Here is a 21,890-nt window from a genome sequence, read left to right as displayed (position 1 = left end):
CTTCTCTCCTCAGTGCACCAGCGCGCCGATCATGCGCACGGGACGTTTGCGCGGGAACGCCCGCTCCAGCCATACGGCGAAGGCCGGCAGCACGGTCATGGCCATGACCATGTTGACGACGAACATGAAGGCCAGCAGCTTGCCCATGTCGGCCTGGAACTTGAGCTCCGAGAAGGCCCAGGTGGCCACGCCAACGGCCAGGGTGATGGCGGTGAAAATGGTGGCGACGCCCACCTCGAGCAGCGCGTACTCCACCGCCTTGGTGATCGTCTGGCCATGGGCCAGGTGCAGTTGCAGGCGGTTGTAGATGTAGAAGGCGTAATCGACGCCAATGCCCACTGCCAGCACCATCACCGGCAAGGTGGCGATGGTCAGGCCGATCTGCAGCTCCTTCATGAACCAGTAGCCAATGAAGGTGCCGATGGTCAGCGGCAGGCAACACACCAGGACTGCCCGCAAGTCGCGATAGACCACGAACACCAGCAAGGCGATGGCGGCATAGACGTAAAGCAGCATGGGGGTTTCGCTCTTCTCCACCTCTTCGTTGATCGCTGCCAGGACGCCGGCGTTGCCGGAGGCGAGGCGAATCGAAATGCCTGACATCGGATACTCGCTGCGGAAGGCCTTGGCGGCGTCCACCACTCGGTTGATGGTCGTGGCCTTGTGATCGGCCAGGTACAGGTGCACGGCCGACATGCTGCAATCGGTGCGCATCAGCCCGGGGGTTCGCGCAACCTCGGTGGCCAGCGCGGCGTAGTTCATCGGGTCGATGGGCACCGCCGCCATCTTCGGGTTGCCTTCGTTGTAGCCCTCGTTGAACTGACGCATGGTGGTGGAAAAGGACGCGACCGAGAGGACGCCGGGCACCCCCTGCATGGCCCACACGAAACGATCCTGGTACTGGCCCAGGGCAACATCCTCGCAGGCCACCTCGGAAGGAGCCTTGTCGACTTCGAACACCACGCTGAGCCAGTCCAGGCCAATGTCGTAGTTGCTGGCGATGGAGACCGCGTCGCGATTGAAGCGCGAGTCCTCGCGCAACTCCGGCGCACCCGCCTGCAGCGTGCCGACGACGCGGTCATGGCTTTGCCAGATCGCCGCCAGGAACACCGCCAAGGCCGCGCCGAGCACCCACTGCGCCTTGCGTGGCTCGGCGAGCCGGGCCAGGCCCCGCAGCCAACGGCTGCGACGCTGCCGGGAAACCTCCTGGGCGGCTGCGTACTTGTCGTCGACGCGCAGCAACGACGCCATCAACGGCAACATCACCAGGTTGGTGACGATCTTGTAGGCCACGCCAAGCGAAGCCGTGATCGCCAGTTCCCGCACCATCGGGATCGGGATCAACAGCAGCGTCACGAAGGAAACCAGCGCGGTCACCAGCGCCAGCGTCCCGGGAACCAGCAACCCGGTGAAGCTCGAGCGTGCCGCCTCTTCGGCGCTCTTGCCGATGGCGATCTCGCGCACGATGAAGTTGATTTGCTGCACGCCATGGGAAACCCCGATGGCGAACACCAGGAAGGGCACCAGCACTGCCAGCGGATCGAGCCCGTAGCCCAACAGGCGCAGGCTGCCGAACTGCCAGACCAGCGAGGCCAGCGAACAGACCAGTGCCAGCAAGGTGAAACGCAGCGAGTGGCAATACCAGTACACCGCCCCCGCCGTCAGCAGCAACGCCAGCAAACAGAACTCCAGCACGGCTGAAGCTCCGTCGGCGATGTCGCCGATCTGCTTGGCGAAACCGATGATCTGGATTTCGAAATCGCCGTCTTCGAAGCGCTGGCGGATCTCTTTCTCCAGCCGATGGTTGAAGGTTACGTAGTCCAGATGGGCGCCCTGGCTATCGTACTCGTTGAGTTCCACCGTGATCATCGCGCTGCTCTGGTCCCGGGAAACCAGCGTACCGATGAAGCCGCCCTGGGCAGTGGAATTGGCGATCTTCGCGATGATCCGGTCATCCAGGTGCTCGGGAGAAACCGTTCCGGGTACCAGCGGATCCGCACGAAAACCTTCCTCGGTGATTTCGTTGACGAAGGCGTTGGGCGTCCACAGGGAGCGCACGCTGCTGCGCGATACTCCCGGGAGGAAGGTCACCGCCTGGGTGACGTCATACAGCCGCTTCAGGCCCGGGGCGCTCCAGATATCGCCCTCTCGGGCCTTGACCACGATGGTCAGTCGGTTCGCCCCCAGCAGGTCATTGCGGTAGGCCTCGAATGTCTCGATGTATTCGTGGCCTACCGGCAATTGCTTTTCGAAGCCGGCATCCATGCGCAGCTGTACGGCGAACCAGCCCATGATCAGCGTGAATACCGCCAGGCTCGCCAGCACCAGCCGGCGATGCCTGAACAACACACCTTCGACATATGACAACAGGCCACGTGTCGGGGCCTCAGGTAGCTTTACAGAACCGTTCACGGCAAGCCTCACAAGGTGCGGGAGATCGCGATGCCGACATAATCGCGGTCACGATAAAGCTGGTCGTAGGGCGTCTCACCGCCCATGAACTTCGCGTAGTTGAGGGAAATCTGCCAACTGGCCGGGTTCCGCACGAAGTTCAGGTACAGGTTCATGCTGCTCGCGTCCTCGGTGAAGGTTGCGCTGAGGTTCGGTGTCCGTCCTCCCAGCGACCGTGCATAGAAGACGCCCGGCGTGACCTGCCAGCCCGGCAACAAGGTGCCGTCATAGGTCAGGCTGAAGTCCAGGTTGATCCCTGAAGAGGTCTTGTCGCCACGGGACTTCGGCGCTCTGGCAGGATCCAGCTGCCAGGCATTGAGTCCCGCGGCGAGCGGTTCGCCATTGACCTCGTCATGCAGCCCCGGGTACTTGATGACCACCAGTTCGGTCAGCAAGCTGCCCGTGCTGGCCCCGCTGAAATCCAGAAGCGTCGGGGAATTGGACGGCGTGAAGCTGTACAGGCCGGTCAGGTGCCACTGGAATTTCTTCTCGTCCTTCCAGCATTTGCCGCCGTTGCCGGTACACAGGTCGATGACCGGGTTGAGCATGACCGAGTCCTTCGGCCGGTACGACAGCTCCGTACCGACGGCCCAGTCACCGATCGGCATGTTGGCACTGATGCCGTACATCATCCGGTCTTCCTGGTACTCCCAGGTCGGTGCCGCCGCGAAGGTGTTCGGGTCGAGAATGGCGACACGCAACGATGGCAACTTGTCGTGATAACGCATCACGTAGAAGCCATAGGCGACGTCGCTGTCCTCCGGCTGCCAGCGCAGCGAAAGGCCCCACTGGCCGCTGTCGCGGGCGTCCTTTTCGGAGAATCCGTAGTCCCCCCTGCCCTCACCCAGCGCGTTGATGGTGGACCAGTAGCTGCCCACCGGCGGCAATTCGCTCTTGTTCCAGCGGAATTGATAGTAGGCCTCGACGTTGACACCCGAGCCCAGGCCCGACGCGACACTGAGCATCGGCGCCGGCAGCACGGCCTCCTTGAGCTGCACGCCGGGGCGCGCCAAGGCCTGGTAATCGTAGGCGTTGGTATTGTTGATGCCACCGGCCACGAACAGGCTTTCGCCCCAGTTGATCACCTGGTTGCCCAGGCGTGCGCGGACCCGCTGCCCGCCCACGTCGAAGCCTTTGCTCACCCACAGGTCCAGCAGGCGGGCCTTGAACGCGAGGTCGTCGCGGGCGTCGTCGCTCAGCCCGTTGCTGCCGACGCTCTCCGGGGTGTTGAACGACAGCGTGCCGGTGGTATCGGTGGCAGCGAAGTCGCGGATCCAGGTGCCGCGCGCCATGAAGGTGATGTCCTCGGGCATCTTCAGCAACAGCTCATGGGTGCCCTTGAGGTAGTTGGTGAACATGTCGCCGCGGTCGTAGTTCAGGTCGCCCTGGTCGGCCACGCCGGAGCTCTGCGCCAGGCAGCCGGAGGGCGCGTTGTGCCCGGTCGGTCCCTGGTTGATCAGGTTGCAGCCCCGTGACTCGGTACGCAGACCCATGCCTGCGGTGATCGTGGAGTCGAAGGAGCCATTGAGGGTTTCGGTTTCGAACGTGAATCCCATTGCCAGTGGGGTTGTGCACGCGATGACAAGGCCTGAGGCTTTCGTAATTATTTTTTTCATGCTGGCTCTCGATCTGGCGTCGGTTAGCGCTCGCTGATGGCTCGCAGATTGTCGGAGGTGAAGAAGTCACGCTTCAGGCGGGGGGAGCCGTTGTCTTCGGTGAGCCAGCGAATATCGTTCTTGCCCGCACCGATCGAGGTCATGTCGAAGAGGTAGCGGCCATCCGCCAGGTTGTACTGGACCTGGGCCTGGACGTCGCAGGCGCCTGTCTCGTACACGGGAATCGAGAACCCTTCGCGCACTTTCCAGATCTGCCCTTGCTTGTCGTAGTCCACCGCCAGCAACGGGTTCCAGCTGTCCTCGTCGATGTAGAACATGCGCTTCGGCGCCTGATGGCGCATGCCTTGACGGACATTGGCCTCGACGACCCAGACCCGATGCAGCTCATAGCGACGCGACTGCGGCGCGATCGAGTCGTTGCCGGCAAACGTCTCCACCTTGGCGCCAGTGTCGTAGGCACCGAAATCGTTGTAAGGCACCAGCAACTCCTGCTTGCCGATCAGCTTCCAGTCGAAACGGTCCATGGTGCCGAAGAAGACGTTCGCCTCGTCGACGGTGTACTGGTTATCCGAGCCGATCTGTGGCGCATCGTAGGAGTACGACGGCATTCGCCGCACGCGGCGCTGGCCGGGGAAGTAGTAGAAGGTCGTGGCCTGTTCGCCGGCCACGGCAGCCTGTACCGCGGACTGGCCGGCCAGAGCAGCCGGCTCGAGGTAGTTGAAGAAGGTCGCATTCTCCAGGCGGCCAACTGACGAGAAGAGCGCACTCCCCTTTTTCCCCCAGGGCGTGAAGAAGAAGGTGTCTGTCGACTGACGTAACCATTCCCCCCCTTTGCGTGGAGAAATTCCGGAAATGGTCCGGGGAATTTCGACGCCAACGCCGCGGTAGCGCATCTTCATGTTCCACATCACCTCGGCACCGGTACTCGGCATGGGGAACGGGATGCCCGGAACGTGAGCCTCGTCCAGAGCGAGGCCGGCAGCATCGAGCTTGGCGAAACCAACGTTCTGCCGGGTGTTCTCGACCACGAAGTCCGGAGCGCTACAGGTCCGACGGGTCGGATACACATCCATGCGATAGCCGGGAATCCTCTTGAACAGCTCGACCTGTCCGGGGGACAGCTTGCTCGAGTGTTGCGCGAGATTGTTCGCGTCGATGCTGTAGAGCGGCTTGTCGCCCTTGAACTTCCAGTGCTCTCCTCGCACCTGGCCGTAGCTCCATCCCTCGTCCTGCTGTCCAGGCTGCGTCCAGGCAGGAATATCCCCGCTTGCACTCGCTGCGATCTCCCCGCCCAAGGGAGTCAGTTTCGACCCCAGCGCCTCGGGGCCCTGGGGCGCAGCCTGGACCGAACAGAGCACGGTCGATACCGCGAGGGTCATGAACAACTGCTGCCGGAAAACACGACGGGTGGGCGCTTCACCTTCCAGCCGTTCAGTTACATCTTTCATTGGATGGCTCCTCACACAGGGCATGGACCGGTTGCTCGACCTCCCAAGGGGAAGAAGTCGGCTCCTGTCGATAATGATCATTTGACCTGACCAATTGACCATGTCGGACGATCATGAGGCAAACCATATGCCAGTTCTCTTTCATGTTTTTTTAATTGTTATAAATCAGGCGGTTATGGAAAAAGTTCTGTTCCAGGCCCAGTGCCCTGTGCACCACCTTGGGAAGTAAAGAAACATGTGTTACCTGGAGATGCTTGGTAACAGGGCACAAGAGAGCTTGAGGGGAACTTTCGTAGATATCGGCTCGGGCATTTTCAATTGTCGTTTCGCCTCGGGTCAGAGGGAGCGATCGGATATGACCGGTCATGAATCGAGCAACTTTATCCGACAATGCACGCTCCGCGGCGGAGCGGGACTATAGCGGATGTAGGCTTCCTTGACTGACATATCTATGTATTCGAAAGGGGAATTTGTAAGAAGTGATTGACCTTTCAAAAAGTCGGCGGCGGCAAAAACTGAGTGCAACACCTGACCTTTCCGGTACGGTGCTGCCCCTATGTCTTATACCGAACTCAGCGTTGAAGAGCGCGCCACCATTCAAATCGGTCGTACCCAAGGCTTCAGCCTGCGCAGGATTGCCTGCTTGATCAACCGATCCCCTTCGACCATCAGCCGTGAGCTGCGCCGTAACCGAGGTGCTTGCGGTGGCTACTCGGCCCGCCTGGCCCAGCAGCAAATGCAGGCCCGCCGCCAGGTTTGTCGACCGATGCGAAAACTGTTGCCGGGTAGCGAGCGCTTCGAACTGGTGACCCATATGCTGCGTGAGCGTTTGTCTCCCGAGCAGATTGCCGGCAAGCTGCGCAGCATGAACATACCCAACCTGCGAGATGCCTACGTCTGTCGCGAGACGATCTACAACGCGATCTATGCCCTGCCAGTGGGTGAGCTGCGTAAGGAGCTGATCATCTGTCTGCGCCAAGGCAAGACGACGCGCCGGCCGCGCTCTGGTGGCGTGGATCGGCGCGGCCAGATCCCCGAGATGGTCAGTATTCATGTGCGCCCGCCGGAGATTGAAGACAGGCTGATGCCGGGGCATTGGGAAGGCGACCTCATCAAGGGTAAGGCCAACGCCTCGTCCGTCGGTACGCTGGTGGAACGCACCAGTGGGTACCTGATGTTGGTGAAGATGAACGACGCGACGGCGACTTCGGCGCTGGAAGGCTTCAGCGCCGCGCTCAATAGCATGCCGCTGGAGATGCGCAAGAGCATGACTTACGACCAGGGCCGGGAGATGGCGCGACACGCCGAGATCACCCAAAGAACCGGCGTGGCGATCTACTTCTGCGACCCGCACAGCCCCTGGCAGCGCGGCAGCAACGAAAACATCAACGGCCTGATTCGCCAGTACTTGCCCAAGGGCACAGACCTGTCGGTACATAGCCAGGAGAAGCTGGACGCCATTGCGCTGCAACTGAACATGCGACCGCGCAAGCGCTTCGACTTCAAATGCCCCATCGAGGTGATGGGAGAGGTCATGCAAAATTCCATGGCAATGCGGCATGATGCTCCGGCTTCAATTCAATAACCGTGTTGCACTCAGCTCCTGCAACCGCCGTCCCTTTGCCTTTCGTCTTCAATAGCGAATGCAACGAAAATAACTTTCTTGTCTGCCATGTGATCCTCTTTTGCCGAAATGGTGTTGGAGTGCCTGTCGCGATACTTCGTATCGAATGTAACAGATATTTCGATATTAATCGTGTCGGACGCATAAGGCTGAAGGAACAAACATGGCGGGCGTCCCCGGCCCAAAAGCATGGCCGGTCGCGCTGTCGTGCCGCGCATCGAGCCTCGTTGCACGAGTCTCGCCCCTGTTCGGGCTTCCATCGTTCCCTCGCTCCGCTCGGCTGACGCCTACGGCCCGGCTTCCAGCTTCGGGCCTGCGCGCTTCGCTTGCGTGCGGTCTGCACATCGTGGCGGCCGTTGCCATGTCCAGCCGTCTCTCCTGACTCCATCACCTTGCTCGCGACTGTAGCCCGTGGCCGCGTGCCATCAAGGCGCGCCAGGCCGTGTCCTCGGCTGCGCCTGCGGGCCGCACCAACCTGTCGCTTTTCTCCTTGACGGCCCACGTCCGTGGGCTCCTGACCGTCGCGGGCGATGAACTCAGGAAAGACGGTGGCAACAGGGCCAACCGGGTTCCTCGTGCCAACCGCACCGAACAGCCGAAAGGCTGGGCTCCGAATCTAGGAATCCGGTGTGCGGTTTGAACAGCAAACCCTTTTCGTCAGGAGAAAGACCATGCTTGCATCCCGTTTTGCTTCCCGTTCCCCGGTACTGCGCAGCGATTCCCCGCTGTCCGATGACCAGATTCACCGCGTGGCCCCGTCCATCTTTGCGGAAGCCCCCCACGAAAGCCGTTCCCAGCGTTACGCCTATATCCCCACCGCCACGGTGCTGACCGAACTGCGCAAGGAAGGGTTTCAGCCTTTCATGGTGACGCAGACCCGCACCCGCCACGAAGACCGGCGCGACTACACCAAGCACATGATCCGGCTGCGCCATGCCAGCCAGATCAACGCCCGAGGCGAAGCCAACGAAATCATCCTGCTGAACTCGCACGATGGCACCAGCAGCTACCAGATGCTGGCCGGAATGTTCCGTTTCGTGTGCAGCAATGGGCTGGTGTGCGGCGATACCGTGGCCGATGTGCGCGTGCCGCATAAGGGCGACGTGGCCGGACAAGTGATCGAAGGTGCCTATCAGGTGCTGCACGGGTTTGACCGTGCGCTGGAATCCCGCGAATCCATGCAGGCCATCACGCTGGACGAAGGCGAGGCCGAAGTATTCGCCCGCGCCGCGCTGTCGCTCAAGTACGACGACCCGGATAAGCCCGCACCCATCACCGAATCGCAAATCCTGATGCCGCGCCGGTTCGACGACCGCCGCCCGGACTTGTGGAGCGTGTTCAACCGCACCCAAGAGAACCTGACCAAAGGCGGTTTGCATGGGCGCAGCGCCAACGGACGCCGCCAGCAGACCCGCCCCGTGCAGGGCATTGATTCCGATATTCGCCTCAATCGCGCTCTGTGGCTGCTGGCCGACGGCCTGCGCCAGTTGAAAGCCTGATTCCCCTGCGCGGCAGGGGCAGGCAGCAACCCTTGCCGCGTCATTCGCTGCTGCATTCCATCATCGCAAGGAGTTTTCACCATGAACGCCATCAACCACACCGAAGCCCAAGCCATCCACGCCGCAGCCAGCGCCGCGCCTGCCGTGCTGCTGGAAGCCGCCGACCCGAGCAAGAATCTGATTCTTGTGCCGCTGTCGCGGCTGGTATCGCGCCCTACGGGCCGCAACGTGCGCAAGACCCCGCGCATGTCGATTCCTGAACTCGCCGCCAGCATCCAGCGTGTCGGCCTGCTGCAAAACCTGATCGTCACCGCGACCACTGATGGCGAGCGTTACGAAGTCGTGGCCGGAGGCCGTCGCCTTGCCGCTCTCAAGCTGCTGGCGAAGAAGCGCCGCATCAGCAAAGAATGGGATGTGCCTTGCCTGCTGGTGGCCGATGGCACCGCCCGCACCGCCAGCCTGACCGAGAACGTGCAGCGCGAAGCCATGCACCCCGCTGACCAGTTCGAGGCATTCGCCGCGCTGGTGGCCGAAGGCCGACCCATCGAGGACATAGCCGCAGATTTCAGCGTCACACCGCTGGTGGTGCAGCGCCGCCTGAAACTCGCCAACGTGTCGCCGCGCCTGCTGGCCGACTACCGGGCCGAGGCCGTGAGCCTTGACCAGTTGATGGCCCTTGCCATCACCGACGACCACGCCGCGCAGGAAGCCGCGTTCTACGATGCGCCGACATGGCAGCGCAGCCCGCATAACCTGCGCGACCGCCTGACCGAGCGCGAGATTGATGCCCATCGGCATCCGTTGGTGCGCTTCGTTGGGCTGGACACCTACGAGGCCGCAGACGGTGGCATCCGCCGCGATCTGTTCGCGGAGGCCGATAGCGGCGTGTATCTGACCGATGCCACGCTGCTGGAACGGCTGGCGCAGGACAAGCTGGCCAGCCTTGCCGCCGAGGTGAAGGCCGAAGGCTGGGCATGGGTGGATGCCACCACCGGCACGACCTATGCCGACCTGCAAGCCTTCCAGCGCGCCCCGAGACAGCGCCGCAGCCCGGATAAGTGCGAAGCCCAACGCATCGAGAAGCTGCAAACCAAGATGCAGGCGTTGGCCGAGGCCGTGGATGCCGCCCTGGACGCCGACGATGAAGACAAGGCCGATGCCTTGCAGGAAGAAGGCGAACACCTGGGCGAACAGTTGCAGGCGCTGGAAGATGGCTTGCTGGACTACGGGGAAGCCGTCAAAGCTGCCGCCGGTGCCATCGTCACCATCGACCGCAACGGCGAGGCCGTGATTCATCGTGGCCTGCTGCGCGAAGCCGAGGCCAAAGCACTGCGCACGCTTGAACGGCTGCGGCAGGGTTTCGGCAGCGAGGGCGAAGCTGGGAACGACGACACAGGCGAGCAAGCCGACGACGCCCCCAAGCCCGCCGCCATGTCCGACCGGCTGGCGCAACGCTTGAGTGCCCACCGTACCGCCGCGCTGCAGATCGAAGTGGCCCGGCATCCGCAGGTGGCGCTGGCCGCACTGGTGCATGGCATGGCGCAGACCGTTTTGCAGGGCAGCTACTACGGCCACGATCTGCCGCTGGGCGTGAAGCTGACCCAGCAAGATCGGCTGGAAGGCATGGCCCCGGACTGGCCGGAATCGCCCGCCGCCGTGGCACTGCGCGAACTGCAACAGGTAGCGGGTGAAGCCTTGCCGGAGGACAGCGCCGAACTGTTCGCCGCACTGCTGGCGAAGCCGCAGGATGAACTGGTTCGCCTGCTGGCCGTATGCGTGGCATCCACGGTCGATGTGGTGACACCCCGCGCCACGCAGCACCAACCGGGCGCCGAACTGGCGCAGGCCGTGGCGCTGGACATGGCGGCATGGTGGCAACCGACCGCAGACGGCTATTTCCAGCATGTGCCGAAGGCCGCGACTCTGGAAGCAGTGGGCGAATTCGCACCGGAGCACGTCACCCGGCTGGCGAAGTTGAAAAAAGGCGACATTGCCAGCGAAGCCGAGCGGCTGGCCGATGGCACCGGCTGGATGCCTGCCATCTTCGCCGCCGAAGCCACGCAGCAGACCGTGCAGGAGGTGGTGACGGACGAGGCAGTCGAAGCACCGAATGAAGTCGCCGCCGTGGCGGATGAGCAGACGCGAGCCGAGGCATTGGCCGCTTGACCCCGCACCACAGATAGCGCCCCGGTTCCTTTGCGGGGCGCTATCATGCCGAGGACTCCCCCCATGAGCCACGACACCACGAACCGCCCGCGCATGGCCGCGACTTACGCCCCCGGCACGGTACGCGCCCGCCGCTGGCATGGCGATAGCGACGTGCGCGGCTATCGTCCGCCTCGCGGCTGGACAGCCCGTGCCGACCTGACCGACCTACACCCCATTACGGGCCGCGCCTTGCCGCGTGCCGTGTGGTGGATCATCGAAACCAAAGAATAGGAAGCCCCCCGCGCCCAAGCCGTTCCGTCTTGGGCGCGGGGAATGCCGAAAATCCGGGCACGGCGGTGGCCGCGCCCGGTTTCAAGGCTCAAAGCCAAAACGCCCCTTTGCCGCCTTCGGTCAGGCGGTAAAGGGGCCGCGCACAAGTCGCCTTGTGCGCAAAAGCCATTGAGGCCATGCAAGTGCAGCGGCGCACGCGCCGCCGACATTCCGACAGCACCTCGCCGCAATGGGCGGCGCTTGTGGGCCTACGCCCCGGCTTGCTGCGGCAGGTTGCTCGAAAGCGTGCCGTGCTCGACGCTGGCGGTTCTTTGCCTGTACGTCACGAAGGACGGTTCACCGACACGCCACATAGCCTCGATTTGGAACTTCCACGCCACGCATCAAGCATGTGGCCGCAAGTTGTGGCAGGAGCGCTCGTACCTTGTTGCTGGGGCATTGACCTGGCCGCGTCAGGGAACAAGCCGGTGAAGTTGTCATGCGAGGATGCCGAGTCGGCCATGTTTCCATTCGGGAGCGGGCGGCCCGTGCGTCCTTGTCTTGTTGCGAATCCTGGCGGTGGCGCGGCTGCGCCTTGGGCTTTATGACCGCAACCTGGAGGCGAAAACAATTTCCCCTGCGCTGCGCGCATTCCTCGCGGCACAAATTCTTTTCGCTTCCAGGCGCTCCACTGCGTTGCGCCCGCAAGCGGTGCAGCCAGCCCGTCCCCCGCCGGTCGGATCACAACAGGACGCGATGGGCGCGAACCCTGTTCAATCGAAAGGAAATTCATCATGGCAAACATCGGCACCTTCACCGCAGAGAAAGACGGTTTCACCGGCACGCTTCGCACTCTGACACTCAATGTCAAGGTCAAGCTGGTTGCCAACCCCAAGGGCGAGAACGAAAGCGCACCCGACTACCGCCTGCAAGCGGCTGGCCACGACATCGGCGCAGCGTGGAAAAAGACCAGTGAGGCCGGACGCCCTTATGTGTCCGTGACCCTTGATGATCCATCGTTCCCTGCAACGGTCTATGCCCGCCTGATCGAAAACGAGGATGGCACGCATGCCCTGATCTGGTCACGCAGCAAGCCCAAGGCGGCGTAACCACCTCAGCGCCTCGCCCACTATGGCGAGGCGCTTGGCCTACCTGCTCACTTCATTGGGGGTCAGCGAATTTACCAAACACCTGCAAGACAGGCGCCAGCACCAACTGGCCCACGGAATAAAGGCCCGGCCCTCTGCCCATGAGTTCCGCAATTCGTTCCTCGTGGAGTACGCCTGCCGCGCAGTCTTGCTCCATCTGTGCAACCAATGCGGCTTTGGCCAGGGCCAACGTGGCCTCTGCCTGCTGCGATAGGCCGCTCGCTGATTGAGCGTCATACGCAATCAGGTTATCGAGCACTGGGGTAATATTTTCCATGCCGCCTTTGACCATTTCCGCCCGTAAGCCTTCAACGACAGCAGTGACCAAGCGCCAAATTTGCTGTGGTTGCTGGTCAAGTTCCTTTTCGATCAGTGTTCGCGCCTCAAATAGCGACAACGTGGAACATGGCGCGAGCGCCGTACTCATGGTGCGCGCCAGCTTGAGGAGTTGATGTTCTTCCAAGCGTTCCAGCAGGTTTGCGAACGCACGCTGTTGCGTGCCGTCGGCGAGCGCATTCGCAAGCCCTTCGGTAGCGTGTTCCGGCACTTGAACGCGGCTTGGCGCTAAGAGCACCTGATGTTTGTCGATATCGTGTGGCGGATGCTCCGCGAGAGGATCAATGTCCACTGTCACTTCGCGCGTGGCGGAACCCTGCGGTGCCGTGCCCAGGTGTACGGAAAAGTTTAAAGCGGAGAACAGCGCGACACGGCCGTAAATTTGGCCGTCGAAGCCATCAACGCCGACCGTCACTCGATGCCCAAATTCAAACTTGTTGGCGCGCGCTCCGGCGGGCGGGCTGAAATCCCACCAGATCGGTGCCGTGCCTCCAAAGGGCTCCAGCGCAACCGTCACCGCCGCGCGTGCTTTGATCAATTCCTCGCGCTCTTCCGGCTGCTGTTCGCAGCCGCCCAGCGCTGCGACCTTGGCGATGGCTTGCGTGTAGTTGATGAAGTTGAAAAGCGTCCCTGATCGCGCGAGCTCTGGGAATTCCTGCGCGAAGAATGTCTGCGTCATGTACGCGATGGCGCCCAGACCACAGGCACCGCCAAATTTGCGCTTATGGTGAATGGAGCCGGTGATATACGGCCGAGCGGAGGGCTTCGACAAGGGTGTCCACTCGTGTCCATCGTCCTCCATCTTGTTTGCGAACTGTTTGACGGACTGCTGGTTGGGAAATGCCAGATGCAACTCTTCACCTTCGCCAACTGCTGTGCGGGAGATGATACGGGGCTTCGTGAATTTGATCTCCTTGGCAGAGATCGAAACGGTCTCTCCCGTCAGCGTATGCTCGCCATAGGCAGTTTTGGGGTGCTTGGAGTGATCCGGCCGAACGCCCAAGTATGCATTGAGGAAGTCGAGCTGCTCGGCAATCTCATTGACGAGACCCGAATAGCTGTTGTCGTGCTTGGGGCAATAGATGCCGGAGTTGACCCGCCGGCCTCCAAGAGACGCCGGAAAAACGTGCTCCCCAGAGCCTGCGGCCTGTCCGCACACGATGCATGTCTTCGCCATTGAGTTCCTTTCCAAAGTTGCACCACGCCAAGCGAAGCTATGCGATGCAGAGTCAATTAGGTACTTCGCCCAGGACTTCTTCAACGGCCCCCATCAAGTGGGCGACGCTGAGCCCCAGCGCACGCGCGATCTTGAAAATAATCGCCAGCGTGGGCATGTGTTCGCCGCGCTCAATCTTGCCCATGTGAGAACGCTCGATACCGGCTTGATGTGCCAAGGTTTCCTGCGCCACGCCTTGCTCGACCCGCAGTGCGCGCACCGCCGCGCCGAAGGCCTGGGCCAGCTCGGCGTCGAAGGTGGTGGAGCCGGCCGGTCGGCCGCGCTGGACGGTTCGCTTCTGCATAGACAGAAGCGTCGATTCACAGCACAATTAAAACCACGTTATATTTAACTCATTCATCCAATATCAACTGTTTTTGTGCCTTTACTGAAAACCGCATCGGCGGCTTTCTTCAAAAGCGGAGAGCCTGTTCCGTGTCTTTCCTGACTTCCGTGCATGTGCCTTCGTGTTTCTACGTCTCTGCGGATACGTGGGGTTGCGCATTGGTGCTTTCGTGGGAAGGCGTGAAAGCGTCTCTGATGCTTTGTGTATCCGTGGAAGTGCAACCATGACCGCGCTCATCACCGCCAACGAGCGCACGCACTTGCTGGCCAACGGCCACGCCCGCGCCGCCGGGCAGGACACCGACCCGCTGCCTGTGGTGCGCCTGTTCACGCCAGATGCGCATGCCACTTGGCTGCTGGCTTCGCTCGACCCAGCCGATGGCGATACTGCCCACGGCCTGATCGACTTGGGGATTGGCATGCCTGCACTGGGAACGGTGAAGCTGTCCGACCTGGCCGCCATCGTCGGGCCGCGCCAGCAGTCCGTGATGCGGGATCGCTACTTCCAGCCGGTGCGGCGGCTGTCGGAATACCTGCGGCTGGCCGAAGACAACAGCTCGATCACCGATTGAGGGCCACCGCGAAACGGTGGCGCAATGTGTCTATTTCGGTCTGGTCTGTGACCCGTTAGGTCTGAATCGGCAGTGTTGCACCGCAGTGGTGCGTGCCAGATCGAAACGGTCATGATGCCTGGCGCGGGCTGCGGCAAGCTGACCGACGCGGCATGCCATTGGAGTGCGTTGCCGCCGTCGCACTCGGACGATTTCAGCAACGCATCGGAGTTCATCGGTCTTGACACTGCCAGTTTACGCTTCACCCATGACGTTTTGACGATGGCCTCGTAGCACGCCGTTTCGCCGTGGCGACGCATCCCCAGCACAGGGAGGTTGCCTCATGGCTGATCGCAGTGCCGAGCCGTGGTATGCCACGGCGGCCTATCTCTATGTTCTGCATTTGGATGGCCCGGCGCTGGCCTGGGAGTACCTGCGCCGTCATCCAGACTATCGGCACGACTGGCTGCGCTATCGTCGCCAACCGGATGCTGCCGGGCATTGGGGGCTGCGCCTGCTGGAAGATCCCGCCCTGGATGCGCGGGACGCGCACCCGGCCTGGTTCCCCGATCACGATGCCGTGGTGCAGCTCTACCCCGACGCCGATCCGCCGCCCGATGCCTTGTGCTTTGAGTTCTGGAAGCTGTCGGGCCACAAACACCTGATCCATGACGGCAAGCGCCTGGTGCTGGTGGCGCGCTGGCCCGGCTGCTGCCTGCGTTTCGTTCTCGCACCAGGCTTGGCTGATGGCATGGCGTACGCCTATGCCATCCGGGCCTGCGCCGCGCCTTGCGAACGCTATGCGGCCTTGGCGAGCGAATTGAACAAGATCGCCGTAGCAGCCGGTGCCGTACCTGCGGCGACCGTCCGGCCACGTCCGTCGCTGTCCGCATTGCTGGAACTGCACACGCTTCAGGCGCTGGACGCAACCCTGGCGGGTGCGTCCTTGCGGGAGGTGGCCGAAGGGCTGTTTGGTGTGGATGCCGTTGCCGCCGACTGGCACGCCGACAGCGCTCTGCGCGCCCGCGTGCGGCGGCTGGTGCGACGGGGCGATGGGCTGATGCGCGGCGGTTATCGCCGTCTGGCACAGCTTCCGGCTGTCACTTCGCATGAGGGGGGACGTTTCGCATCCCCTGCAGAACGTCCCTGAGCAAGAGTCCCAAGTTTCTTGAGACTGCCTCCATCCGGCTGCGCTGTGTGGCCGGGCTTGATGGAGGTACATCCCATGCGACCCGCTCCCTTGTGGCCTGCCGCCGCTCCCGTTGCCACACCCGCACAACCCCAGCGCTATCTCACCAACGATGAAGCTGCCGATTACCTGCGCCTGTCACCGCGCACGCTGGAGAAACAGCGCGTCATTGGTGGTGGCCCGAAGTTCCGCAAGTTCGGTCGCCGTGTCATGTACGCCGTGGCCGACCTCGATGCCTGGGCGGAAACGCGCAGCTTCGAGACCACTTCCGACCCCGAATATGCCGAGCACCACTCGGCTGACAGCCGTGCGCGCTGATCGGCGCATCGCCGGTGGCCATCTCCATGTCCCGCCCACCAGGGCACGCCTTGCAGCAGCGCGAACAGCTCGACCTGTTCCGAGCTCTGCCGGGCGAGGACATGGCACCGCGCGATGCCCAGGACTTGATGGCTTATCCGTTCTTCTCGCTGGCGAAGTCGCGGCGCACCGCGCCGATCGACTTTCGCAGCGGCAACATCACCATTCGCGTGGAAGGCACGCAGGAGCATGGCATTGCCACGATCTGGGATGCCGACATCCTGATCTGGGCGGCCAGCCAGATTGTCGAAGCCAAGGACGCGGGCATCCAGCCCTCTCGGCGGATGCAGGCCACGCCCTACGAGATCCTGCGCTTCATCGGGCGCGGCAAGTCGCTGCGCGACTACCAGCGTCTCAAGGCCGCGCTCGACCGGCTGCAATCGACCACGGTGGCCACGTCCATCCGCGAAACGACGGGAAGGCGCTTGCACCGCTTTTCGTGGATCAACGAATGGAAGGAACTGGCCGATGCCAACGGCACACCGCTGGGCATCGAACTGATCCTGCCGGACTGGTTCTATGCCGGCGTGCTGGACGCCGCCCTGGTGCTGACCATCGACCCGACGTATTTCCGCCTCACGGGCGGCATCGAGCGCTGGCTGTACCGCCTGGTGCGCAAGCATGGCGGGAGGCAGGAATACGGCTGGCAGTTCGACTTCCGGCATCTGCACCGCAAGTCGGGCAGCAGCACGCGGTTTTCGGATTTCGCCTACGACTTGCGGGCGCTGGTTGCCCGGCAATCGCTGCCGGGCTACGAGCTGGGAATCGTGCGGATTCCCGAGGACGACATGGAATTGCTGACCTTCCGGCCCGTGCCGCAGACGGCACGGGGATAACAGCGGGACAAGCTGTGGATGGGGTCGTGCTATCAGGAGTAAGGGGTGTCGTGCTATCAGGAGTACGCCTATCGTGCTATCAGGAGTACGAAAACGCCGGAAAGCCAGTAACGGCGCGGGTTTGCGATCCCTCTAACATTACTAACTTAAATTCTCTAACTATTGATAGAGAAACAGCATTGCGGTGGACAAGTGCCGCAGGCCGAAAAACCGGCCAGGAAAAGCCGCAAAAATCACCCCGTTCGGCACGGCAAAAACAGTCCGGTCTTCCAAGCTGGAGGGCCGCGCCATGATCGTTGCCTTGCTCAACCAGAAAGGCGGTGTCGGCAAGACCACGCTCGCCACGCACATCGCTGGCGAACTGGCGCTGCGCGGCCAGCATGTCGTCCTGCTGGATGCCGATCCGCAGGGTTCCTCACTGGACTGGACGCAGCGCAGAAGCCAGCAGGGCTTGCCCCGGCTTTTCAGCGCAGTGGGCCTGGCACGCGAAACACTGCACCAGGAAGCCCCAGAACTCGCCAGACGGGCCGATCACGTCATCATCGACGGGCCACCCAGGATTGCCGCCTTGGCGCGTTCTGCGCTGCTGGCGGCCGAACGGGTGCTGATCCCGGTACAACCCAGCCCCTACGACCTGTGGGCCAGCGCCGAGATGGTGGCGCTGATCCGTGAGGCCCAGGTGTTCCGGCCTGCGCTAAGCGCGGCCTTCGTCATCAACCGGCGCGTCAGCACAACGGTAATCGGGCGCGAAGTACGACAAGCCTTGGCCGAACAGCCGTTGCCAGCGCTGCGCAGCGAGGTGCGCCAGCGCATCGTCTTTGCCGACAGCGTGGCTGCGGGTCGATTGGCGCGGGAGACGGCCCCCGATAGCGCGGCGGCGCAGGAAATCACCGCGCTGGTCGATGAGCTGCTGCGGTGGCCGTCATGAGCGACAACAGCAACCCACCCAACAGAAAACGCCCGGCCAAGCGGGTCGGCATCGGCGCGCGTCCGCCCGCCAATCCGCACGCCGAGGCTTGGATTCGACAGGGCGACGCGGATGCGCTCAACAAGGGCGACCTCTACACCGCTCGCCTGACCCTCGACATCACGCCCGCCATGCGGGCGCGCATCAAGGTGTCGGCCTTCACGCAAGGCGTGACCGTGGCCGACTTGCTGCGCGGTTTGCTGGAGCGCGAGTTTCCAGAACACCGCAGGGAGAACACGCCATGACCACATCCTCATTGTCTGCTGCCGCACCTGCCGCCATCGCGGCCACGGCTGCGCGCACATCACCTTCCAGCCAACCCGCCAGCGCGCCGTTGACGCGCGTATCGCTCGCCTACATCGAACCACGTTTCAAGCTCTACCTGCGCTTCGGCCAACCAGCGCGCACGCTCCAGCTAGATCGCTGGCGGCGCTGTGCCATGTTCATGCCGGGTGCAATGCTCTGCCGCGTTCGTTGGCAGGCCAACGACTACGGCACGATCCGCTGGCAGCTCATGGTGATGCAGGCTGCTACACCGCTTGATGCCGTGCAACGCATCCCCGGCGTGCAGCCAGGCGCGTGCCTGCTGCTGCATGCCGAAGGTGACGCCAATGTGCGTGCTGTGCTGGAACGCATCGACGGCATTGAGGCGCTGGGTATCTCTGCCATCGACGTGTCGCCCGCGTACTGGCGCACGCTCGCCAACCGGCTCGCCGCGCATTCGCCGCTGCCCGAATACACCGCCGAGCGGCACGCCGCCTGGCTGGCCGGGAGGGCGCCGCCATGACGGCCCATCCCACCACCGCACACACACACAAAGCCGCGCCGCTTCCTCGCTCGCGCCTGCGTGCTCGCCTCGTGCTGGCGAGCTTCGCCGCCGTCGGTCTCGCTGCGCTGGCCTGGGCGGCTTTCGTGCAGCCGCTGCCGCGCTTGATCTACAACCCGTCTGACAGCGTTCCGGTCGGCTGGTATCGCGTCGATCCGCAGCGCCACGGCGCCGATTCGCTGCCGCGTCCCTTGTCCGTGGGCAGCGTCGTCCTGACCACATTGCCGCCAGATGTAGCTGCGCTCGCTGCGCAGCGCGGCTACCTGCCGACTCGCGTTCCGCTGCTCAAGCGTGTGGGCGCGGTCGCGCCGCAACACGTCTGCATCGTCGCTGGTCAGGTACGCATCGACGGCGTGCCGATGGCCGCTGCGCTGCCTGCCGACCGGCTGGGCCGGCCGTTGCCATCCTTGCAGCTTTGCCGTCGCCTTGAGGCGGGCGAACTGTTCCTGTTGAGCGTGACCAATCCGGCATCGTTCGACAGCCGGTATTTCGGGCCGGTCAGCGCATCCGCCGTGATCGGCGTTGCGCATCCGGTCTGGATGGAGGCACGCCCATGATGGCCGCCAATTCACTGCACGTTGCCGTGCCTCTTGTCGTGCTATCAGGTGCGTCGTTCTGCAGGTCTTCGGCGTGCCGTCGCGCGTGCAGTGCGCGTGCATTCGCACCGCACTTCGCGCCGCCTTCAGCGCAGCCGTCCAACGTGCAGACGTCTTGCTTCGAACGCGCCTGGCCTGCGGCTCCAGGCTTGTCCACCTGCGCGTTCGCCGGCGGGTTGGCTGCGGGTGCAGCAGCGCCGCCGGGCCGACGATGCCCGGAGCGGGAGCGAAGGGCAACGGCGGAAGGCAAGACAAAAGGACGCGGCACCGGGCCGCGTCGAAGGCCTGTCTGCACATGGGGGTGGCGCGGCACGGAGCGGCTTTGCCGCCGTGCCGCGTGGGGCGCGAGGCCCGCGCCAATGCAGGCATGTCCGCGTGCTTCGCACGCCCGGAGACGCCGGAGCTTGCCAGGGGCGCTGCCATGACCGACCGCCGCGACGACGATTTCCGGGTGCGCCCTGGCGCGCCGAAGAACCGAGGCAAAGGCCAGGGCCGGAGCTTCGTTTCCAAGGTGCTCAAGCGGGCTGGCAAAGCCAGCGGCGGCAAGTCGGCGGTGCGCCGTCCTGTCGCTGGCGGGAGCGGCCAGCACGCGGGCCAGCGGCCCGGCTCACGGCTTGGGCGCGGCCATACGGCAGCGCGCTTCGCAGGTGCAAAGCTGACACCCATGTCACGGCGCGTGACCGTCAAGACGCTGCTGGTCAACCAGCGCAACGCCAGCCCGCAGTCGCTCGCCAAGCACCTGCGCTACATCGAGCGCGACGGTGCCGGCCGGGACGGCGAGCCGGGCCGTGCCTACGGGCCGCAGACCGACCATGCCGACCTCGATGCCTTCAAGAAACGCTGCCAGGACGACCGACACCATTTCCGTTTCATTGTTTCCCCGGAAGACGGAGCCGAGCTGCACGACCTGCGCACCTACACCCGGCACCTGATGAACCGCATGGAGGCCGACCTGGGAACGCGGCTGGATTGGGTGGCGGTCGATCACTGGAACACCGACAACCCGCACACGCACCTGATCGTGCGCGGACGCGACGATACCGGCAGAGACCTCGTCATCGCGGGCGACTACATCGCCCACGGCTTCCGCCATCGCGCCGCCGAGCTGGCGACGGAATGGCTGGGGCCGCGCACCGAACTGGAGATCCAGCAGACCTGGCAGCGCGAGGTGAAGCAAGAGCGGTGGACGAGCCTCGACCGCACGTTGCAGCGCGAGGTCGGCGAGGATGACCGGGTGCGGATCGAACGCTTCAACGAACCGACGTTGCAACGCCAGCGCCTGCTACTGATCGGCCGGCTGCAACGCTTGCAGCGGCTCGGCCTGGCCGACGAGGTGCAGCCCAGCACCTGGGCCATCCATGCCGACGCTGAGAAGACCCTGCGTGCCCTGGGCGAGCGTGGCGACATCATCCGCACCATGCAGCGCGCCATGAGCGGCCAGCCGCGCGAGCTGGCGATATTCGAGCCGGCCGACGACGGCCGTACCCTCGTCGGCCGCGTGGCCGCCAAGGGGCTGGCCGACGAGCTGCACGACCGCGGCTATCTGGTCATCGACGGCGTGGACGGCAAGGCCCACTACGTCGCTTTGAACGCCCGCGACGAACTGGCGAGCTACCCCACCGGCGCGGTGGTGGAGGTGCGTGGTTCCGCCGAGGTACGGGCGGCGGACAAGAACATCGCCGCACTGGCGAGCGATGGCCTGTACCGTACCGATCATCACCTGGCGATCGAGCAAGGCCGAGCCAAGCCCGGCCGCGACCCGCAGGAAGTCGTCGCGGCCCACGTCCGACGGCTGGAAGCCCTGCGCCGGGCCGGCATCGTGGAGCGCGTGGCGGAAGGGCTATGGAAAGTGCCGGACGACCTATCCGAGCGTGGGCGCCAGTACGATGCGCAGCGACTGGGCGGCGTGGCCGTGGACCTGAAATCTCACCTGCCGATCGAGCGGCAGGCCCGCGTGATCGGCGCCACCTGGCTCGACCAGCAACTGATCGGCGGCGGCCGGGGATTGGGCGACCTGGGCTTTGGTGGCGATGCCAAGCAAGCCTTGCAGCAGCGCGCCGACTTCCTCGAAGAACAGGGGCTGGCCCAGCGGCGTGGGCAGCGGGTGATTCTCTCCCGGAATCTGCTGGAAACGCTGCGCAATCGGGAGCTGGCGCAGGCCGCCCAGCACATTGCCGCCGATAGTGGGTTGGAGCATCGGCACGTCACAGACGGGCAGCGCGTAGCCGGCATCTACCGGCGCTCGGTCATTCTCGCCAGCGGTCGCTATGCGCTGCTCGATGACGGCATGGGGTTCAGTCTGGTGCCTTGGCGGCCGATAATCGAGCCACGACTGGGGCAGCAGATCGCCGCGACTGTACGCGGCGGCGGTGTGTCATGGGAGGTTGGACGGCAACGAGGTCCTGGGATTGGATAGGGGCCGTAGGCTGTCGTACCGAGTTAAGGTGTCGAGCAGCGTTCTGGCCCT

The 21,890-nt window shown here is 63.6% G+C and carries 19 protein-coding genes; 14 read left to right on the top strand and 5 right to left on the bottom strand.

All coding sequences use genetic code 11. The features are described from left to right. Window positions 1–9: 9 nt before the first annotated feature. The 3 genes from ATY02_RS31800 to ATY02_RS31790 are packed head-to-tail and all read right to left on the bottom strand — an operon-like array spanning window position 10 to window position 5,515. Window positions 10–2,412, bottom strand: a complete 2,403-nt coding sequence (locus ATY02_RS31800; protein ID WP_023082917.1) for an efflux RND transporter permease subunit — start codon at window positions 2,410–2,412, stop codon at window positions 10–12. 8 nt (window positions 2,413–2,420) lie between these two features. Further along, entirely contained in the window at window positions 2,421–4,067 is a 1,647-nt protein-coding gene (locus tag ATY02_RS31795; RefSeq protein ID WP_068585505.1) for a DUF1302 family protein, read from the bottom strand. Between the two features lie 23 nt (window positions 4,068–4,090). Next, the gene (locus tag ATY02_RS31790) at window positions 4,091–5,515 is read right to left on the bottom strand and encodes a DUF1329 domain-containing protein (RefSeq protein WP_068585509.1); all 1,425 of its coding nucleotides are present in this window, start codon (window positions 5,513–5,515) and stop codon (window positions 4,091–4,093) included. A 556-nt stretch (window positions 5,516–6,071) separates the two neighbouring features. Between ATY02_RS31790 and ATY02_RS31785 the strand changes: the two genes are divergently transcribed. The 5 genes from ATY02_RS31785 (at window position 6,072) to ATY02_RS31765 (ending at window position 12,165) form a co-directional block, all read left to right on the top strand. Next, complete coding sequence (locus ATY02_RS31785; protein WP_003283602.1) at window positions 6,072–7,100, top strand: IS30-like element ISPsp7 family transposase; 1,029 nt, start codon at window positions 6,072–6,074, stop codon at window positions 7,098–7,100. Between the two features lie 710 nt (window positions 7,101–7,810). Next, window positions 7,811–8,638, top strand: coding sequence for a DUF932 domain-containing protein (locus ATY02_RS31780; RefSeq protein ID WP_022960621.1), 828 nt, complete (start codon window positions 7,811–7,813; stop codon window positions 8,636–8,638). A gap of 81 nt (window positions 8,639–8,719) precedes the next feature. Continuing rightward, a complete protein-coding gene (locus ATY02_RS31775; protein ID WP_034018408.1) occupies window positions 8,720–10,804 on the top strand; it encodes a ParB/RepB/Spo0J family partition protein in 2,085 nt (694 codons plus the stop codon). Between the two features lie 63 nt (window positions 10,805–10,867). Next, the gene (locus ATY02_RS31770) at window positions 10,868–11,077 is read left to right on the top strand and encodes a hypothetical protein (RefSeq protein ID WP_028624810.1); all 210 of its coding nucleotides are present in this window, start codon (window positions 10,868–10,870) and stop codon (window positions 11,075–11,077) included. Window positions 11,078–11,850: 773 nt separating this feature from the next. Next, complete coding sequence (locus ATY02_RS31765) at window positions 11,851–12,165, top strand: DUF736 domain-containing protein (protein WP_034018411.1); 315 nt, start codon at window positions 11,851–11,853, stop codon at window positions 12,163–12,165. A gap of 52 nt (window positions 12,166–12,217) precedes the next feature. On the opposite strand, the gene ATY02_RS31760 is transcribed toward ATY02_RS31765, so the two are convergent. Both ATY02_RS31760 and ATY02_RS31755 read right to left on the bottom strand, forming a co-directional pair. Next, entirely contained in the window at window positions 12,218–13,717 is a 1,500-nt protein-coding gene (locus tag ATY02_RS31760; RefSeq protein WP_034018412.1) for a hypothetical protein, read from the bottom strand. Window positions 13,718–13,769: 52 nt separating this feature from the next. Then, window positions 13,770–14,060 carry a helix-turn-helix domain-containing protein gene (locus ATY02_RS31755; protein ID WP_034018414.1) on the bottom strand — a complete coding sequence of 97 codons (291 nt, stop codon included), beginning with the start codon at window positions 14,058–14,060 and terminating at the stop codon, window positions 13,770–13,772. A gap of 265 nt (window positions 14,061–14,325) precedes the next feature. Between ATY02_RS31755 and ATY02_RS31750 the strand changes: the two genes are divergently transcribed. From ATY02_RS31750 to ATY02_RS31705, 9 genes are all read left to right on the top strand, one after another. Further along, window positions 14,326–14,673, top strand: coding sequence for a DUF2958 domain-containing protein (locus ATY02_RS31750; RefSeq protein WP_034018415.1), 348 nt, complete (start codon window positions 14,326–14,328; stop codon window positions 14,671–14,673). A 322-nt stretch (window positions 14,674–14,995) separates the two neighbouring features. Beyond that, on the top strand, window positions 14,996–15,802 hold the full coding sequence (locus ATY02_RS31745) for a DUF2285 domain-containing protein (protein ID WP_068588630.1): 807 nt from the start codon (window positions 14,996–14,998) through the stop codon (window positions 15,800–15,802). 75 nt (window positions 15,803–15,877) lie between these two features. Then, on the top strand, window positions 15,878–16,159 hold the full coding sequence (locus ATY02_RS31740) for a helix-turn-helix domain-containing protein (protein WP_034018421.1): 282 nt from the start codon (window positions 15,878–15,880) through the stop codon (window positions 16,157–16,159). Window positions 16,160–16,185: 26 nt separating this feature from the next. Continuing rightward, a complete protein-coding gene (locus tag ATY02_RS31735) occupies window positions 16,186–17,034 on the top strand; it encodes a replication initiator protein A (RefSeq protein WP_103243856.1) in 849 nt (282 codons plus the stop codon). Between the two features lie 289 nt (window positions 17,035–17,323). Next, a complete protein-coding gene (gene parA / locus ATY02_RS31725) occupies window positions 17,324–17,962 on the top strand; it encodes a ParA family partition ATPase (RefSeq protein ID WP_034018423.1) in 639 nt (212 codons plus the stop codon). Further along, entirely contained in the window at window positions 17,959–18,246 is a 288-nt protein-coding gene (locus tag ATY02_RS31720; protein WP_034018439.1) for a hypothetical protein, read from the top strand. Before parA ends, ATY02_RS31720 begins: the two co-directional genes overlap by 4 nt. Continuing rightward, window positions 18,243–18,788, top strand: coding sequence for a DUF2840 domain-containing protein (locus ATY02_RS31715; protein WP_034018424.1), 546 nt, complete (start codon window positions 18,243–18,245; stop codon window positions 18,786–18,788). Before ATY02_RS31720 ends, ATY02_RS31715 begins: the two co-directional genes overlap by 4 nt. Beyond that, window positions 18,785–19,384: a S26 family signal peptidase gene (locus tag ATY02_RS31710; RefSeq protein WP_034018425.1), complete on the top strand. Its 600-nt coding sequence runs from the start codon at window positions 18,785–18,787 to the stop codon at window positions 19,382–19,384. Before ATY02_RS31715 ends, ATY02_RS31710 begins: the two co-directional genes overlap by 4 nt. A 460-nt stretch (window positions 19,385–19,844) precedes the next feature. Then, the gene (locus ATY02_RS31705) at window positions 19,845–21,839 is read left to right on the top strand and encodes a relaxase/mobilization nuclease and DUF3363 domain-containing protein (RefSeq protein WP_034018426.1); all 1,995 of its coding nucleotides are present in this window, start codon (window positions 19,845–19,847) and stop codon (window positions 21,837–21,839) included. Window positions 21,840–21,890 lie beyond the last annotated feature (51 nt).

It is taken from the genome of Pseudomonas sp. BIOMIG1BAC (genome assembly GCF_001705995.2).
Classification (GTDB): Bacteria; Pseudomonadota; Gammaproteobacteria; order Pseudomonadales; family Pseudomonadaceae; genus Aquipseudomonas; species Aquipseudomonas sessilinigenes.
The sequence above is the reverse complement of the archived record's forward strand: the minus strand, read 5'-3'. Positions and strand labels throughout refer to the sequence as shown.